Annotated in this window: 15 protein-coding genes; 4 read left to right on the top strand and 11 right to left on the bottom strand. The window is 66.1% G+C overall.

Features of this window, described 5'->3' with window-relative positions; all coding sequences use genetic code 11:
* Positions 1-274 precede the first annotated feature (274 nt).
* Genes OG716_RS06990 through OG716_RS06975 form a run of 4 tightly spaced genes read right to left on the bottom strand, consistent with a single transcriptional unit; the run spans position 275 to position 3024 of the window.
* Entirely contained in the window at positions 275-1423 is a 1149-nt protein-coding gene (locus OG716_RS06990) for an NAD(P)/FAD-dependent oxidoreductase (protein ID WP_405136872.1), read from the bottom strand.
* Positions 1420-1605: a rubredoxin gene (locus OG716_RS06985; RefSeq protein ID WP_355122400.1), complete on the bottom strand. Its 186-nt coding sequence runs from the start codon at positions 1603-1605 to the stop codon at positions 1420-1422. Before OG716_RS06985 ends, OG716_RS06990 begins: the two co-directional genes overlap by 4 nt.
* Complete coding sequence (locus OG716_RS06980) at positions 1595-1801, bottom strand: rubredoxin (protein ID WP_405136871.1); 207 nt, start codon at positions 1799-1801, stop codon at positions 1595-1597. The genes OG716_RS06985 and OG716_RS06980 overlap by 11 nt, the downstream gene beginning before the upstream one ends.
* Complete coding sequence (locus tag OG716_RS06975) at positions 1801-3024, bottom strand: alkane 1-monooxygenase (protein WP_405136870.1); 1224 nt, start codon at positions 3022-3024, stop codon at positions 1801-1803. Before OG716_RS06975 ends, OG716_RS06980 begins: the two co-directional genes overlap by 1 nt.
* Before the next feature lie 110 nt (positions 3025-3134).
* Here OG716_RS06975 and OG716_RS06970 point away from each other — a divergent pair, with 110 nt between their 5' ends.
* Positions 3135-3749, top strand: a complete 615-nt coding sequence (locus tag OG716_RS06970; protein WP_405136869.1) for a TetR family transcriptional regulator — start codon at positions 3135-3137, stop codon at positions 3747-3749.
* Positions 3750-3820: 71 nt separating this feature from the next.
* Here OG716_RS06970 and OG716_RS06965 read toward each other — a convergent pair whose 3' ends face one another.
* The 3 genes from OG716_RS06965 to OG716_RS06955 form a co-directional block, all read right to left on the bottom strand.
* Positions 3821-4960: an acyl-CoA dehydrogenase family protein gene (locus tag OG716_RS06965; RefSeq protein ID WP_405136868.1), complete on the bottom strand. Its 1140-nt coding sequence runs from the start codon at positions 4958-4960 to the stop codon at positions 3821-3823.
* 42 nt (positions 4961-5002) lie between these two features.
* Positions 5003-8185: a carboxyl transferase domain-containing protein gene (locus OG716_RS06960; RefSeq protein ID WP_405136867.1), complete on the bottom strand. Its 3183-nt coding sequence runs from the start codon at positions 8183-8185 to the stop codon at positions 5003-5005.
* A gap of 78 nt (positions 8186-8263) precedes the next feature.
* Positions 8264-9640, bottom strand: a complete 1377-nt coding sequence (locus tag OG716_RS06955) for an AarF/ABC1/UbiB kinase family protein (RefSeq protein ID WP_355122412.1) — start codon at positions 9638-9640, stop codon at positions 8264-8266.
* A 160-nt stretch (positions 9641-9800) separates the two neighbouring features.
* Here OG716_RS06955 and OG716_RS06950 point away from each other — a divergent pair, with 160 nt between their 5' ends.
* On the top strand, positions 9801-11351 hold the full coding sequence (locus OG716_RS06950; protein ID WP_405136866.1) for an acyl-CoA carboxylase subunit beta: 1551 nt from the start codon (positions 9801-9803) through the stop codon (positions 11349-11351).
* A 78-nt stretch (positions 11352-11429) separates the two neighbouring features.
* On the opposite strand, the gene OG716_RS06945 is transcribed toward OG716_RS06950, so the two are convergent.
* Together OG716_RS06945 and OG716_RS06940 are read right to left on the bottom strand one after the other, a co-directional pair.
* Positions 11430-12725, bottom strand: a complete 1296-nt coding sequence (locus tag OG716_RS06945; RefSeq protein ID WP_405136865.1) for a lipase family protein — start codon at positions 12723-12725, stop codon at positions 11430-11432.
* 421 nt (positions 12726-13146) lie between these two features.
* Positions 13147-13980, bottom strand: a complete 834-nt coding sequence (locus tag OG716_RS06940; RefSeq protein WP_405136864.1) for an acyl-CoA thioesterase domain-containing protein — start codon at positions 13978-13980, stop codon at positions 13147-13149.
* 232 nt (positions 13981-14212) lie between these two features.
* On the opposite strand from OG716_RS06940, the gene OG716_RS06935 reads away from it, so the two are divergent.
* Both OG716_RS06935 and OG716_RS06930 read left to right on the top strand, forming a co-directional pair.
* Positions 14213-14449, top strand: coding sequence for a hypothetical protein (locus OG716_RS06935; RefSeq protein WP_405136863.1), 237 nt, complete (start codon positions 14213-14215; stop codon positions 14447-14449).
* A 331-nt stretch (positions 14450-14780) separates the two neighbouring features.
* Positions 14781-15029, top strand: coding sequence for a hypothetical protein (locus OG716_RS06930; protein WP_297621562.1), 249 nt, complete (start codon positions 14781-14783; stop codon positions 15027-15029).
* A 116-nt stretch (positions 15030-15145) separates the two neighbouring features.
* Here OG716_RS06930 and OG716_RS06925 read toward each other — a convergent pair whose 3' ends face one another.
* Together OG716_RS06925 and OG716_RS06920 are read right to left on the bottom strand one after the other, a co-directional pair.
* A complete protein-coding gene (locus OG716_RS06925; protein ID WP_355122422.1) occupies positions 15146-16030 on the bottom strand; it encodes a helix-turn-helix transcriptional regulator in 885 nt (294 codons plus the stop codon).
* A gap of 85 nt (positions 16031-16115) precedes the next feature.
* On the bottom strand, positions 16116-16352 hold the full coding sequence (locus OG716_RS06920) for a DUF397 domain-containing protein (RefSeq protein ID WP_405136862.1): 237 nt from the start codon (positions 16350-16352) through the stop codon (positions 16116-16118).
* Between the last annotated feature and the right edge of the window lie 26 nt (positions 16353-16378).

The following is a 16378-nucleotide window of genomic DNA, read 5'->3' as shown; positions in this document are numbered from 1 at the left end:
CTACCACCCCACTGCCACTACTGGTCACTGCCGACCGGTCCCCTTGTTCGACCGCTGCCGACTGACCGAGACAGTAATACAGCTTTCGGACTGACGTGTCAGTCTTCACTGGTTTCAATCGAATGCTTGACCAAGTGGCCAGGTCTGGGGCAAAATGCGCGACTCAGACACTAATAGCCGTTCACTACGAACGGCGTCGAGCAATGATTTAGCAAACGACAATGCCGTCGAATCAATTTGAATTGATTCGACGGCATTTCACTTTTGCGAGCAATTAGCCCCGTGCACCGATCAGTTCGCGTGCCGCGCGAATATCAGCGGGACGGCCAATGGCCACCGCACCGGTCATCCGGCCGCCGCGCCGGCCCAGTACCGCGATATCGGGAGTGCCGGGCACACCCCGTACCTCGAGTTCGTCCCCCGGCCGAATGCGGCCCGCGAACTGGAGATTCAGGCCGTACTGCGTGGACCAGCCCCACGGCACCTGCGCACGGTCGGGCGTCACTCCGAGCATCGCCTTCGCCGCTGCCGCGCCCTGCGCCTGTGCGCTGTTCCAATGCTCTTCTCGCACATACTCATCGAGTTCCGGATCGAATCGTGCGGCCGCATCACCGGCGGCGTATATCCCGGGAATCGAGGTGCGATAGTTCTCGTCGACGAGAATGCCATCGGCCACCGCTACGCCCGCCGCGCCGGCGAGAGCGGTCTCGGGAACCGCGCCGATGGCGATCAGCGCCGCGCCGGCGGTCCACCGGCGGCCGTCGGTCGCTGTCGCGAGCACCCCGTCGGCGACATCCTCGATCTCGGTCAGCACCACATCGGTGTGGATCTGGACCGCATTGTCCGCGTGCAGCTTTCGGAAGAACTCACCGATGGTCTCGGGTGCGACGCGGTCCAGCGGAGTCGGTCCGGCGTGCACCACGGTCACCTGCGCGCCGAGACCGGCGGCGGTCGCGGCGACCTCACATCCGATGAGCCCGGCGCCGACGATGAGCAGCGATCCGTCATCGATGGCCGCGCGGATCGGCGCGATATCGCCTCGGCCGCGCAGTGTGTGCGCACCCAGCCCGACGCCCGGCAGTCGGCGCGGGCGAGCTCCGGTCGCGAGAAGCAGTGCGTCATAGTCGATCTCGGAATCATCGGTCATATACACCCGGGCGCGTTCGGCATCGATCCCGCGGACGGCCGATCCGGTCCGCAGGTCGATATCCTGCGCGGGCCAGAAGTCCGCCGCCTCCAACAGCATTCGCCGTTCGACAGCGGTCCCGGCCAGCAGTTCCTTCGAGACCATGGGCCGCCGGTACGGCTGGCTGCCCTCCGCGCCCAACAGCACGATCTCACCGGAGTAACCGGAGCTGCGCAGTGTCTTGGCCGCGGTGGCGCCGGCCACCCCGGCGCCCACGATCACGATTCGCTGAGTCACGAGCGACTGACCTCGACCATCTCGAAATCCGCTTTGGCCGCACCACAATCAGGGCAGGACCAGTCCTCGGGGATATCGGCCCAGCGGGTACCGGGGGCGATATCGTCCTCGGGCCAGCCGAGCGCCTCATCGTATTCGAATCCGCACACCAGGCAGCGGAAGAGTTTGTAATCAGTGGTCATGATCGCGTCCTGTTCGATCGGGGCCGGTGGCGGCCGTGCTGGATTCGAAGTCGAGCTTCTCCCGGACGCCGCAGTCGGGGCAGCACCAGTCGTCGGGGACCGCGGACCACGGGGTGCCCGCCGGAAAGCCTTCCCGCGGTGCACCTTTCGACTCGTCGTAGACGTAGTCGCAGACCGGGCAACGGTAGGCGGCCATCACCGGGCTCCGTACCGGGTCAGCACGCGGTCACGCTTGCTCGGCTGGATGTTCACGCGGGTGATATCGCCCTCGTAGTGCGCCACCACCCGCTTGTCCATGACCCTGCGCCACAGTGGCGGGAAGTAAGCCAGGCCGATCATGGAGGCGTACCCGCTGGGCAGGTTCGGCGCACCGTCCATACTGCGCAATGTCTGATACCGACGGGTCGGGTTCGCGTGATGATCGCTGTGCCGTTGCAGGTGGTACAGGAAGATATTCGTGACGATGTGGTCGGAGTTCCAGCTGTGCTCGGGAGTGCAGCGCTCATAGCGACCACTGGCGGTGCGCTGGCGCAGCAGGCCGTAGTGCTCGAGGTAGTTCACCGTCTCCAGCAGGGCGAAGCCGTACACCGCCTGCACGACCAGGAACAGCAGCACGATCGGGCCGAAGACCGCCGCGAGCACGCCCCACAGCACCACCGACATGAGCCAGGCATTGAGCACGTCATTGTGGATCGTCCACGGCCGCTTACCCAGTCGCCGCAGGCGCGCCGCCTCCAGCTCCCATGAGGAGCGCAGACTCCCCACCACGCTGCGCGGCAGGAAGGTCCAGAAGGATTCGCCGAAGCGGGAGCTGGCCGGATCCTCCGGCGTCGCGACGCGCACATGGTGGCCGCGATTGTGCTCGATGTAGAAGTGGCCGTAGAAGGTCTGGGCGAGCGTGATCTTCGACAGCCAGCGCTCCAATTCGTCCTTCTTGTGGCCGAGTTCGTGCGCGGTATTGATACCGACGCCGCCGACCGCGCCGACGCTCAACGCCAGGCCGATCTTCGAAACCAGCCCCAGGCCGCCGTCGATGCCGAGCCAGGACAGGTCGGTGGCCGTCCAGAGGTAGCAGGCGAATCCGAGGCTCAGCAGCTGGAACGGGATGTAGGCGTAGGTGCAGTACCGGTAGTAGCGGTCGTTCTCCAGCCACTCCATCACCTCGTCCGGCGGGTTCTGGCCGTCCGGGCCGAAGAAGCGATCCAGCAGCGGCAGCAGCACGTAGACCAGGAGTGGGCCGATCCACCACCACACGGGTGCCACGGCCTGCCAGCCCAGCTCGTCGAAGGCCCAGACCAGGCCGGTGGCCAGAAAGAGGGCGGTCGGTGCGACCAGGCCGAAGAGCCACAGGTAGCGCTTGCGGTCACGCCACTGCGGCGGGGCTACGGGGGCCGGTTCACTGATTCGAGACGTCGTCATTGTCGATCTCCTTGGCATTTACACTTCTTGACGAAGTGTATTCAGTAGATACACTTCAATGAAGATTGTCAACGGGCGAGACGAAAGACGTGCTCATGTACCATCGGATCGTGGCTGAAGCGCCGAATTTCCAGACCGAGATGCGCCAACTCCTGCGCGAACGGATCATCGACACCGCACGGCGGATCGTCTGCGCCGAAGGCTGGGGCGCGGTGAACATGTCCCGCCTGGCCAAGGAGGTGGGCGTCAGCCGCCCGGTCATGTACAAGGAATTCGGCAACAAACACGAACTCGCCGAGGTAGTCATCCAGCAGGAGGTCGACACCTTCCTGATCGGCATCGCCGGCAGCCTCGCCGTCCACCCGGACGATGTGGTGGCCGGCCTGGGTCAGGCCGTCGAATTCACCCTGCGCACCGGCGCGGACAACACATTGCTCAAAGCCGTGCTCGCCGGCCGAACCGCCCCGGACACCGCGCTGCTCCCGGTCCTGATGACCGAACCCGAACCGGTGCTCGGGCGCGCGATCGAGGCCGTCGCCGCCATGATCCGTGCCCAATACGAACTCGCGTCACTCCCCGACACCGAACTGGCCGCACACACGGAAACCCTTGTCCGCCTGGCCCTGAGCCACCTGTTCCAGCCCACCGGCTCGATCGAGCGAGCCGTGGACCAGATCGGCGTGGTCATCGCGAGCGCCATCGCCCCGGCGCTCACCTGCGACTAGCGCCGCCGCCGAGCACGACTCAGGAGGCAGGTTGCGCCGGAAGGCCGATCGTCAGCGCGGTGGCTGCGCGGTCACCAGCCGTCCATCATGGACAGGACGCGGAGCATGACCTCGTCGGCGCCGCCGCCGATGCTGAGCAGGCGGCTGTCGCGGAAGGCGCGGGCCGTCCAGGTTTCTTCCATGTACCCCATGCCGCCGTGGATTTGGAGGCACCAGTCGACCACCTGGCGGGTGAGGCGGCCGGCTTCGAGTTTGGCGATGGTGGCCATGCGGGTGACGTCGGTGCCGGACATGTATTGCTCGGCAATGGATTCGGTGTAGACGCGCAGCATGTCCACGCGGGCTGCCAGTTCGGCGTAGGTGTATTGCAGGTATTGGTTCGCGGTCAGGGGCTGGCCGAAGAGTTTGCGCCGGCGGGCGTAGTCGCGGGTGAGTTCCAGTTGCAGGGCGCAGCTGATGGGTGCGCCGTAGGAGCCGAACATGCGCTCCATGACGAACTGCGACATCTGCTGCTGGAAGCCGCGGCCGATCGCACCGATGGTGTTGCGCACCGGAACTCGCACATCGTCGAAGGCGAGCAGGCCGGTGTCGGAGGCGCGCATGCCGAGCTTGTCGAGCTTCTTCGCGACGCTGAAACCGGGAGTGGCGGTGGGCACGATGATCTGGCTCATCCCGCGGTAGCCGCCCTCGTCGGAGGTGCGCACCAGGGTGCAGAGCCAGTCCGCCTGAACGGAATTGGTAATGAACATCTTCGAGCCGTTGATCACCCAGTCGTCGCCGTCGCGGCGGGCGTGGGTGCGGATACCGGCGACATCGGAACCCGCCTCCGGTTCGGTGACCGCTACGCCGCAGACCATTTCGCCGCGCATGGCGGGCGCCAGATACTCCAGCTTGAGCTCATCACTGCCGTGTTCGTGCAGTGAGGGTGTCGCCATCGCCACCTGCACACCGAACGCCATGGGGAACGACCCGGCCGCCACACGACCCATCTCCTGGCACAGCACCATGGTGAACAGGTGATCCGCACCCTGGCCGCCGTACGCCGGATCGTATTCCAGGCCGAGCATGCCGAGTTTCGCCATATCCGCGAAGATCTCGTGCAGCGGCATCATCTCGGCACGTTCCCACTCGTCGACGTGCGGATTGATGTTCTGCTCGACGTACCGGCGCACCGTGGCCCGGAATTGCTGATGCTCGCTGCTGTAGTTCACGCCGCGCTCCTTCGTCGATAGAACGAGAGTAACGCTGCGGCACTACCTCAATGTCTCGATCCAGCGACGGGTATCGGCCGGGTCGATGACGTCGTCGAGTTCGAGGACGGTGGCGGCGGTCAGGGCCTTGCCGTTGGCATAGGCCAGTTTCACCAGGTTGTCGAAGGCGGTCTGCCGTTCGAGCGGATCCTCGAGGGCGGCGAGTTCTTTGGCGAAGCCCAGGCGGACTGCGCCTTCCAGGCCCATGCCGCCGATTTCACCGGTGGGCCAGGCGACCACGAAACGCGGGGCGCGGAAGGAGCCCGCTGCCATCGCCTGTGCGCCCAGGCCGTAGCCCTTACGCAGGATGATGGTGCCCCATGGCACCGACAAGGCCGCCGCGTCGATGAACAGGCGGCTGAACTTGGTGACGGTGGCTTGCGTTTCAGCTTCCGGGCCGACCATGAAACCCGGAGTGTCGCAGAGTGATACGACGGGCAGACCGTGTGCGTCGCACAGGCGCAGGAAGGCGCTGAGCTTATCGGCGGCGGGGGCGTCGATGGCGCCGCCCAGATGGTGGCAGTCATTGGCGATCAGGCCGAAGGCGCGGCCGTGCACGCGGATCAGGGCGGTGACCACGCCGATGCCCCAGTCGCGGCGCAGTTCCAGGACCGAGCCGGTGTCCGCGACGGATTCGATGGCGGCGCGAATATCGAAGGCGCGCAGCCGGTCCTCCGGGACCACGTGACGGGACAGGCGCGGATCCGGTGCGGCCCATTCGGATTCGGCGCCCTGGAAGTACGCGAGGTAGCGGCGCGCGATGGCCACCGCCTCCGTCTCGTCGGCGGCGACGATGTGCACCACGCCATTTCGGCGCTGCACCTCGATCGGGCCGATGTCCTCGGGGGCGTAGACGCCCAGGCCACCACCCTCGATCATGGCGGGACCGCCCATACCGATATTCGCGTCGGGGGTGGCGATCACGACATCACACATGCCCAGCAGCGCGGCATTGCCGGCGAAGCAGCGACCGGACACGATGCCGATCAGCGGGACCCGCCCGGAGAGCGCGCCCATGGCGCGGAAGGTGGTGACATCGAGCCCGGAGATGCCCGCGTAGTCGGTATCGCCCGGACGCCCGCCGCCGCCCTCTGTGAAGAAGATGACCGGAAGTTCCTGGGCGGCGGCCAGTTCCAGCATGCGATCGGTCTTGGCGTGATTGCGCATACCCTGGGTGCCCGCGAGCACCGTGTAGTCGTAGGACATGACGACGACCCGGGTCGCGTCGGCGCCGAAGTGATCGGAATTCACGGTGGCGACGCCGCCGATCAGACCGTCGGCCGGGGTGTTCGCGATCAGATCCTCGGGGCTGCGGCGCAAGCGCTGGGCCGCGACCGCCAGCGCGCCGTATTCGACGAAACTATTGCCATCCACCAGATCGGCGATGTTCTGCCGTGCGGTGCGGCGGCCCAGGCGGTGCCGTTTGGCGACGGCCCGCGGACGAGATTCGTCGAGTCCGATCCGATGCCGGTCGAGCACCTCGGCGAGATCGGGCCGAATCGAATCCAGTTCCACCGCTTCGCTTTCCACCGAATCATCCTCGTGATCGGCCTCCACCCAGACGAGCAGGGGTGCGTGCGGGTCGATCACATCGCCCGGTCCGACCAGCGAGCGCAGCACCCGCAGCGGCCGCTCGGCGCGCACCACGTGCTGCATCTTCATTGCCTCGAGGACCGCCACCTCGGCGCCGGCGGCCACGAGCGTGCCCGGCTCCACCACGGTGACCACTGTGCCGCCCATCGGCGAGCGCAGCGCCTGCTCCCCCTCCGCCAGATCGGCGGCGGCCGCCGCGGGCTGATCCACCTCCGCGGCGTGCACGAGGGCCGGAGCGTAATCCGCTGCCCGGGAAACCAATTCGCTCATGCGCTGTTCGAACCAGGAGGTCGACACCGTACCGGCAGTGCTCAGCTCATCGAGCACCGCCCGCTGCACCGCGAGATTGGTTTCGATGCCGACGATCACGGTCTCGGCCAAGGCGTCGGCCGCGCGCCGCAGTGCGGCCGGATACGAGGATCCGCGCGTAATGACCTTCGCCAGCAGGGAATCGAAATCGGCGCCCTGCCGCATGCCGCCGAATGCGGCGGTATCCACGCGCACGCCCACACCGGTCGGGGCGGCGAACTGGGTAAGTATTCCGGTACTGGGCAGCACATCCCCACCGGCCGTGACGATTTCGGCATTCACCCGTGCCTGTACCGCATACCCGCGCGGAGCGGTCGCCGTCAGTTCCAGCTCGGCGAGCGTGCGGCCCCGCGCCAATTCGAATTGAATCGCCACCAGATCCAGCCCGGTCACCTCCTCGGTGACCGTATGTTCCACCTGCAGTCGCGGATTCACCTCGAGGAACCAGGAGTCCTCACCGCTGACCAGGAATTCGACCGTGACCACACCGCGGCAGCCCACCGACTCGGCCAGCCGCACCGCCTGCCCGTGCAACCGCTCCCGCAGTGCCGCGGCAAGATTCGGCGCGGGCGCGATCTCCACCAGCTTCTGCTGCCGCCGCTGCACACTGCAGTCGCGATCCCCCACCGCCACCGCGCGCACCCCGTCCGCGACGATCTGCACCTCGATATGCCGAGCCGCGCTCACCAGCGCCTCGGCATACACGGCATCATCACCGAACCCCGCCAGCGCCTCCGACCGGCAGCGCTCGAACGCCTCCGCCACCTGCGCCGGATCCCGCACCACCCGCATACCGCGCCCACCGCCACCGGCCGCCGCCTTCACCATGACCCCGCCCGGATGCGCGGCAAGCAACTCGACGATCTCCTCCGGCGTGGCCACACTCCCCGTCGCCGGCAATACCGGCACCCGCGCCCGCTCAGCCGCCGCCCGCGCCGCGACCTTGTCCCCGAACAGCCGCAGCACCTCCACCTGCGGCCCGACGAACACCAGTCCCGCCGCCGCACAGGCCTCCGCGAATTCCGCACTCTCACTGAGGAACCCATACCCCGGATGCACCAGCGCGCCCTCCCCCGCCTTCCGGGCCGCCCGCACCACCTCACCGATATCGAGATACGCGGCCGCCCCACTCCCGGCCAGCCGCACCGCATCATCGGCCAGCCGCACCACCAGGGCCCCGGCCTCATCGTCGGTGTACACCGCCAGCGTCGCGAACCCGCTCTCCCGCGCGGTCCGCACCACCCGGACAGCCACTTCCCCACGGTTCACCACAACGATGTGCATGCCGCCAGTTTTACCCATAACCCCGGTGATCGTCGAAGGCAGGGCTGACCCACGTCTTCGCGGTGATCGAGTCGGACGTCAGTCGGGAAGTTCGGTGCCTTCGGCGGCGAGCTTGGCGGCTACCTCTTCGGGGAAGACATTGCGGAAGAGGAAGAGGTCACGGCCCAGTTTCCAGCCGGGGGCGAGGGCTACGGCGTAGCGCTCGAAGTAGCCGAGTTGTTTGCCCATGAGGATGAGCTGCTGCGGGCCGGAGGCGCCGCGGCGTTTGCCGAATTCCAGGAGACGGGCCGAGACGACGCCGAGGTCGAGTTTGTCGAGGCTGCCGGACAGGACGGGGCCCAGGGCTACCGCCAGCTGGCGGCCGATGGTGGCATCGTCGCCGCTGTCGTCGGTGACCATATCGAGTTTGCGGAGGGCGCGGGCCACGGGGCGGAAATCGTTGTCGATGGAGCTGGCGTAGAAGAGGGCGCGGACGAACTCACGCCATTCGGTCTCCATGCGGCCGACAATGCCGAAGTCGAGCATGGCCACGCGGCCGTCGTCGAGCAGCCAGAGATTGCCGGCATGCACGTCACCGTGGAAGAGACCGTGTACCGCAACACTTTCCATCCACGCCTTGACCAGGCGGCGAATGAGCAGTTCCGGATCGGGATGGACGGCGCGGATATCGTCGAAGCGGTCCAGGGGCATACCGCGCATGCGCTCCATGCAGAGCACACGAGGGCCGCACAGCTCCCAATAGACCTCGGGGACAACAACATTGGTATTGTCGCCGAACGCCGCCAGGTTCTCCCGGGCGCGAGTCTGGTTATCGGCCTCGATGAGGAAGTTCAGCTCCGCGACGGTCGCCTCGTACAGATCACGCACCACGCCTTGGGTATTGGCGACGCGGGCATTCTCCGAACGCTTCTCCATGGTGCGCGCCAGCCGCATGGCGGCGCGCAGATCCACGATCATGCGCCGGCCGATCTCCGGACGCTGCACCTTCACCACGGCGGGACGGCCGTCGTGCAGCACGCAGGCGTGCACCTGGGCGATGGACGCCGCGGACAGCGGCTCATCCTCGAAGGACCGGAACAGCTCGGAAATCGGCTTGCCCAAATCGGCTTCGATGATCGACCGCGCATCGGCGGACGGGAACGGCGCCATATCGTCGAGGCAGCGCAGGCAGGCGTCGGCCAGCTCGCGCGGGAAGGCGCCGGGTGAGGAGGCGATCAGCTGCCCGAGTTTCACGAACATCGGGCCCAGCGATTCGAAACCGTTCACCACGCCCTCGGCCACCGCGCGTTTACGCTTGGCCTTGCGCAGTCCGCCACGCAGCACGCTGCGGGTGACCGATCCGCCCAGCACCGCGCCGACAATTACCGTTCGCCGCATTTCGGAGAACCCGAACGTGTCCAGATCCGGCCGGATCACCTCGGGCGCCCCCGCTCGCACAGTCATCGGTGAGCTCACGCGCCGCAGTGTATCCCTGTCCCAGCCGGTCGGTCTGCTGTGGTGCCCGACGCAGGTTACCCACCCGTTCAGTGGTTGGGGACGGGTGACGCACGGTACCGTGGCGGGCTGGGTCGTGATCCGGCTCCACCTGATGTAGGCGAAAGGCAAGACCGAAGTAATGACGGGTACCGCGGAGAAGCTGGCAGAACTGCGCAAGCTCCTGGAGATCGCCGAAGAACCTTCCGGTGAGAAGGGCATCCAGAAGAGACTTGTGAAGGGCATTCCCAGCGCCCGGGAACGGGCACGGATACTGCTCGACGCGGGCACCTTCGTCGAGATGGGCGCGCTCATCCGCCAGCCGGGCAACTCCAATGCCTTCTACGGCGACGGCGTGGTCACCGGCCGCGGTTATATCGACGGCCGCCCGGTCGTGGTGATCTCGCACGATCAGACCGTCTACGGCGGCTCGGTCAGCGAGATGTTCGGCCGCCGGGTGCGCGCCGCGATGGACTTCGCCTACAACAATGCCTGCCCGGTGGTCTGCATCAACGACTCCGGCGGCGCGCGCATTCAGGACGGCGTCGCCTCCCTGGCCTGGTACGCGATCATGTGCCGCCTGCAGGAGGACCTGTCCGGCTATGTGCCCATGGTCGCCGTCATGCTCGGCAAGTGCGCGGCCGGTTCGGTGTACGGACCCATCAATATGGATGTCCTGGTCGCCACCGAGGATTCGTACATGTTCGTCACCGGCCCGGAGGTCATTCGGGCCGTGACCGGTGCGTCGGTCTCGGCCGAGGAGCTGGGCGGCGCCCGGGCACTGGAGAAGAACGGCACCGTCCACCATGTCGCCAAGACCGAGACCGAAGCGTTCCAGTGGGTGCGCGACTACCTGAGCTACCTGCCGACCAGCTGCCTAGAACAGCCGCCGATCGTGAATCCGGGCCTGGAGCCCGAGCTCACCGATCACGACCGTGAGCTGGACAGGTTCATGCCCGATGCCGACAAGGTCGGCTACGACATGCACGACATCCTGCTGCGCATCTTCGACGACGGCGCGTTCCACGAGATCAGCGCCAAGACTTCGGAAAATCTCATTACCGGGTTCGCGCGTGTCGACGGCCGTCCGATCGGTGTGATCGCCAATCAGCCGCTGGTGCTGGGCGGTGCGCTGGACGCGGCCTGCTCCGACAAGGCCGCGCATTTCATCCGGCTCTGCGATGCGTTCAATATTCCGCTGGTCTATGTGGTCGACACCCCGGGTGTGCTGCCGGGCGTGGACGAGGAGCGCAATCACGTCATCAAGCGCGGCGGCCGCATGTTCCGCGCGCTCATCGAGGCCACCGTGCCGATCGTGACCATCGTGACCCGCAAGGCGTACGGCGGCGGCTACGCGGTGATGGGCTGCAAGCAGCTCGGCGCGGATATCAGCCTGGCCTGGCCCACCGCGCGGCTCGCGGTGATGGGCGCGGAGTCCATGATCCCGATCGTCGGCAAGCGGCAGATCGAAGCCGCGGCACCCGAGGACCGGGAAGCGGTGCGGCAGGGCATGATCGACTTCTACAACGCCACCGTCGCCACCCCGTGGACGGCGGCCGAGCGCGGTTATATCGACGCGGTCATCGAGCCCTCGGCGACCCGCCTGGAGATCCGCAAGGCGCTGCAGCTGCTGCGCGACAAGGGCGCGGTGCGCAAGCCGAACCCGCGTAAGCACAACCTGTTCCCGATGTAGGCCGGCACACGTGTATGAAGCCGCCCCCGGCCGATGCGGCCGGGGGCAGCTTCATGTTCCGGAACGTGTTGGGCGCGTTCAGCATTCATCGGGCGCGGGTTCGCCCCGCAATCGCGCGTCGAGCCACAGCATGGCCTCCGGGAATCCGGTGAAGGCGGCGGTGATGTGCTCGCCGAGCACGCTGCGATACACCGCGGGCACACCCAGGGCGCACTGTTCTTTGTAGAGGTTCTTCGCACCTTCGGAGGGCACCCAGAACTCCTGCGCGCCATTGTAGATGTACAGCGGCACAGGCGATTTGCGCCCATCCATGCGGGTTATGCGGTAGATGTCCTGCGCCAGCGGACTGTGCAGCGGGTCGGGGAAATCGGCGGCGACATCCAGCGGCAGCTGCAGCACACCGGGTAGCCCGAACGCGGACATGCACTGATTCTTGTACGCGACCGCAATCCACTGCGCGAGATTGTTCATATGCGCCAGGATTTCCGGCCGCTCCCGGCCGATGGCGAAGGTGGCGGCGAAGAACACCCCCGAGGCCAGATTGGCGTTCATGCTGCGCGAGAGAATCTCGTAATCGGCGGGCACTCCGCCCATGGCCGCGCCGACCACCACATCGGCCAGCTCCGGCGCGTACTCCGACATGAGTTTCACCGCGCCCTTGGCGGCGATGGATCCGCCCGAATAGCCGGTAAGGCCGAATCGACTGTCCCCGAACAGCTTCGGCATGGATCCGCGCATCGCGCGAATCGAGTCCAGCACCGCGTGCCCGGCCACGAACGGCTCGGCATAGGCCATCCGAGGGCCCTCGTGATCAGGAATCAGCACCGCGTATCCGCGCAGCAGCGGCAACTGGGTGGCCGGCGGCAGGTACTCCGAGAGGTTCGTCGCGTCCGTAAAGCCGTGCACCATTGTGTAACTCGGATTGCAGGTGCGCCCGAGCCCATTGATGGGCAGCAGATTGACCACCACCGGCCGCTCCCCCGGGCCCGTCCAGGCGCCGGTCGGAATCACCAGTGAGGCAATGGCATAGGACGGCGCACCGTGCGAATCGGTGGTCCGATACTTCAACTGCACCACCTGAGCCACCGGCGCGATCACGGCGGGCGCGGCCGTCGTGGTCACATCACGCCACTGGATCAGCTGCCCGGCGCTGAAATCGTCCAGGTTGGCCGGCCAGTCGTCGATGAACGCATCACCGATCGGAGACGGCAGCGACGCCGCGCGCAGGGCGGCGACCTGCGGCGACAGCCCGCCGCTGTCCACCAGCGGCGTCGCCGGCGCATCGGGCAGCGGGGGCGGCGGTACGACCGCCTCGACAAATTGCTGAAACGCGGGCAGCAACCCCGAAATCGGCGCACCGGACGGCTGCTGCACCGGCGGTTGCGCATGCGCAACGCCGGCAAATCCGCCTATGATCAAGGCGGCAGCGACGATTCGCAGACAACGGAGCACAACACCCCCACAGGATCAGTAGCTCAGCGGACCTGGCGAGCCTAGACGGGCGCCCACCTGCGACACTCCGACGTAGTCTGTTCGAGTCCACATCGAGACCGGTCCGTGCCGATCCCCTTTGACCGATCCCCGGTCATGTGGATGTCGAACGCCTGTTCCCACGATCGCACCTGCCCCGGACTCACCCCGCACCCGGCGAGTCGTCGAGCATTGTGGTCAACCCGTAACAGGCCACCTGACGAGTATCCGTCGCCGCATGTGCTTCCCGTAGCGGATCGGCGGGATCGAAACAGTCTCGGTCCCACCCGATCTGCGCCGTCTCCGGCGCCCGCCGAGGTTCCCGTCAGGCGCGCGCGTTCATGACCGCGTCGAGTTGCGCACTGCTGATCTGCCGCCCGGCATTGGACACCGAGGTCACCATGCAGCTGCCGAAGGCGCCCGCACGGTCGAACAGCGTGGCCACACCGACGGCCATACCGCGATCACTGATATGGCTGTCGGCCTCGACGCCGATCTGCCCGGCCTGCGGCATCCGCGACAGCGCCAGGGTCATATCGGTATTGATGAAGCCGATGCCCGCATCGCCCCAATTGGTCATCATGCTGGTCGCCTCGCCGACCAGGGCCGCACGCTGGAAGGGCGACAGCTCCTCCCCCGTCACCACCCGAATCGGGTTCTGCCAGGTGCGTTTGCGCGCATTGTTCTCGTGCGCGGTGGGCACGGACGACCATTCGCCCGGATTCGCATCGGTATTGAACAGCGGAACCTGCGGCAGCGAGGTGGTCGGCGCGATCTCCAGCGGCGGCGGCTGCGGCTGGAACTCGCGCTGCCACAGCTGCCCGGGCGGCTGCTCCGACGGCTGCAACAGCACCACCGAGGCACGCGCCGCCACCTTGCCGCCCTGCACCACCGACACATCGGCGACCCGGATCCGCTTACCGTCCCGGACCCGCACGGTGGGCATGGTGGTGTGCTCGAAACGGGCCGCGCTGAACATGTCCACGGTGAGCCGCACCGGCACAAAACCGTCGGTGGCGTGCTCGAGCTCCAATTGCCGTGCCATCAGGCCACAGATCGCGGGGCCCACCACCTGCGCCGAGGACCATTGACTGGCCGCGAAACGCGTCGCCTCGAACCCGCCGTCCACCACATCGAAATACGCCGGCACATCCACCACGGGTCCACCTGTCCAAGTCAATCGATCAATCCACTGCTCCCAGACCTAACACACAGCTAGAACCCGTTTCAATGCGACGCCCGCCCAGCGGCCCGTGTCATTTCCCACAGCAGGTCATTTCCCACGGCGCCATCTCGGGGCCATCACCGCCGTGGCACGGATTGACCGTCTGCTCCGACGGGTATCCCACGGTTTATCAGCCTTGAAGGGCAGGGCGGAAAGGGTGGCGATGATGCCTGCCACGATCGACGACCCGTCCGGCAATTCGCCGGGACTGACACTGGCTGCCATCGGAATCGTCTCGATGGCACTGACTTTGACCATCGGTGGCTACGGTTTCGCCATGCTGGCGTTCCTGGGCGCTGCGGTCAGCGGGCTGTGCCTGGCACTCGGCATCACACTCGTGGTGGCCGAACACAATCGCGATTGTGTGCGCAAACAGTATCGCGCCCGCTGCAACGGGGAATGACACGCACCGAGCGCAGCGGATGATGCGCCCCGAGCGCAGCGAATGAAGCACTCTGAGCGCAGCGGATGATGCACTCTGAGCGCAGCCGGGCTACGGGCCGGAAAGAGCCCCGAAAACTGCCCCGAAAAAGTTAGCTCGCAAACTTTTAGCAAGCCGAAATCGCTGCTGGCCCTTCATATTCGAGGTTACAGATGCACTTGCATCTGCGCGGAGCACGGTCATAGACTCATCGTGCAAGGCACCGTAGGGGACAACCAGGGAGCCGAGCGGTGGATCACCGGCGATTCCGCGCCATCGGTTTTAACCCTCGGCTTGGCATCAGGGGCGTTCTATGAATCAGCCGATCAACCTCAGCCGACTCGGGTTTGCCGAAAGAACCCAGCCGGAGCAGTCATATTCACATGAGACTGCAACCGCTTTCGTCATTGACCAGGTCGAATCGACCGGAGCGGCGACTCGATACGATTTTGATATCGAGCGAATAGTTGCCACCGCGCATGCGATGGTGAATGACTGGGATCTGCACGTGATGCAGCCAGAAGCCTTCTGGCGTATCGCCTCCAGCTTCATCAGGCAATGAACTGAATAACCCGCCACAAGCTAACGGGGCCCCCTTTACGGGGGCCCCGCAGCCTTGTGCCGAACCGACTCTCGAACCGGTTGAACCAGCCCGCCGAAGCGGGCTGGAATCTCAACTCACAGCTCGGCAGCTATCTTCTCCAGAAGTTTGCGGGACCGCTCCGGCGGCTCCGCCTGGACGCTCAGCTGATCCATGACCTGGCGGTAGAGTTCCAGATCCTGCCGGCGATCCAGGTACAGGGCGCTGGTCAGCTGCTCCAGGTACACGATGTCGGGCAGCTCGGCCTCGGCGAATCGCAGCATGGTGAACGAGCTCCCCGCGGCGGCGTGCCCGCCGGCCGAATAGGGCAGCACCTGAATGGTGATGTTGGGCAGCTGCGACATCTCGATCAGCTGATTGATCTGCTCACGCAAAACGGCTGCACCGCCGACCGGGCGATGCAGGACCGCCTCGTCCAGCACGGCCCAGAAGCTGGGCGCGCTCGGGCGGGTCAGCAGTTCTTGACGGTGCCGACGCAGCGATACGCGCCGCTCACCGTCCTCATCATGACCGAGAGCGACGATGGAGCGCGCGTAATCAGCTGTTTGCAGCAGACCCGGAACCAGTTGGCCCTCATAGGTCCTGATGGACTTGGCCGCGTATTCCAGGCCTAGATAGGTCTCGAACCAGGGTGGCAGCAGGTCGCTGTAGCGATGCCACCATCCTGGTTCATTGGCCTTGCGGACCAGATCGAGGAACTGCTCGCGCTCGCCGGGATCGTCGACGTGATAGAGGCTCAACAGATCCCGGATATCGCGTTCCTTGAATCCGGTTCGCCCGAGTTCCAGGCGACTGATCTTGGCGTGGGAACCACGGATGTGCTCACCCGCGGCCTCCCGGGTGATGCCGTTGAGCTCCCTCAGCTTTCGTAGCTGCCCGCCCACTGCAATACGCAGTGCGGTCGGGCCACGGTCTACGACAGCGGAATTCGCCCGACCGTGAGGAACGGGTTCTGCGATCATGGGGTCCACTCCGATGCTCGGATTTGCCGGCAGTGGGCCACAACCGCACGTCGCGTACCACCGCGCCGATTGCCAATGCTACCGCTCAGAACGCCAAATCGTCGAACTCTCCGCTCTTGGCGCCCAGCAGGAAGCATTCGATCTCGGGGCGGGTGTAGACCAGCACCGATCCTTCCGGATGCCGTGAGTTCCGCATGGCTACCTCGCCGTTCGCCAGTTTCGCGAGTTCCACGCAGTTACCGCTGGGGTTGCTGAAAGTGCTCTTGCGCCAAGAGAGTTCGTTGGGGTTGATGTCGAGATGGGTTGCCGGGATTTCCATCATTTCAGACTCCTTGCCAGTACCGCCCG

Origin of the sequence: Nocardia sp. NBC_01388 (assembly GCF_045040085.1) — a bacterium.
Taxonomy (GTDB): domain Bacteria; phylum Actinomycetota; class Actinomycetes; order Mycobacteriales; family Mycobacteriaceae; genus Nocardia.
Note: the sequence above shows the minus strand (reverse complement) of the source record. Positions and strands in the feature narration are given on the sequence as shown.